General features: G+C 41.5%; 1 protein-coding gene. It reads left to right on the top strand.

Annotated features, from left to right (window positions below):
• Nucleotides 1-307: 307 nt before the first annotated feature.
• The coding region (locus QUB14_RS28655) for a reverse transcriptase N-terminal domain-containing protein (RefSeq protein WP_333221657.1) at nucleotides 308-1,031 on the top strand (724 nt) is incomplete at its 3' end.

Below are 1,031 nucleotides of genomic sequence, written 5' to 3'. Positions count from 1 at the left end.
CTCGATCGAATAAGGTTTCATTTTTTTCGCTTATCTACTCAATACAGTGTATCATATATACATGGAATCTGCTGTATAAGCACAAGCCCATAAACCCGGTGGATAGCATCACGCTAAAGATTCAATCAATATGCAATCGGAACGAAGTAACCTAACTAATTATCTCTGGAAAGGTCGATAACCAGTAAGTAGCTAACGAATGATAGTTAGGGGCGGGATTGTATCGGAAGCGAAAGCCTCATTGTAATATTGAGGATATGCTGACAGATACACGGTAATTTCAAAGATAGAGTCCTAGTAGCAATATATGTCTAATACGCAGAACAATCTGACGGTGGAATGGAAAGACCTTAATTGGCGAAAGTTAGAAAAGGTTACTTTTAAGTTGCAAAAACGAATCTATCAAGCGAGTGAACGTGGTGATGTTAAAGCAGTTCGTAAACTTCAAAAGACCCTGATTAGGTCTTGGTCTGCAAAGTGTATTGCGGTTCGTAGGGTAACACAAGATAACCAAGGGAAAAATACGGCTGGTGTGGATGGCATTAAATCGTTAACCCCAATGCAACGTATTAACCTGGTAGGCAAGTTAAAGTTAACTGGAAAGGCAAAACCCACTCGTAGGGTAATGATTCCTAAACCTGGTACAACTGAAACTAGACCATTAGGTATCCCAACGATAAACGACCGCGCACTGCAAGCGTTAGTTAAACTAGCGTTAGAACCTAAGTGGGAGGCCAAATTCGAGCCAAACTCATACGGTTTTCGACCAGGACGTTCCTGTCACGATGCGCTCCAAGCAATATTTGGCAGCATTAGACTAAAAGCTAAATACGTGCTTGATGCTGATATTGCCAAATGTTTCGACCGTATCGACCACAAAGCGTTGCTCTCCAAAATAAACACATACCCCATGTTGAGTCGTCAATTAAAGAACTGGCTCAAAGCAGGGTACTGTGCAGGGCTATTTCATTCTGAACAAGATTTTGAGTGTGTTAAGATTAAAGCCAGCACTTCGTTGTGCTTGAGCCATG

This window comes from Microcoleus sp. B3-D2, assembly GCF_036705345.1.
Classification (GTDB): domain Bacteria; phylum Cyanobacteriota; class Cyanobacteriia; order Cyanobacteriales; family Microcoleaceae; genus Microcoleus.
The sequence above is the reverse complement of the archived record's forward strand: the minus strand, read 5'-3'. Positions and strand labels throughout refer to the sequence as shown.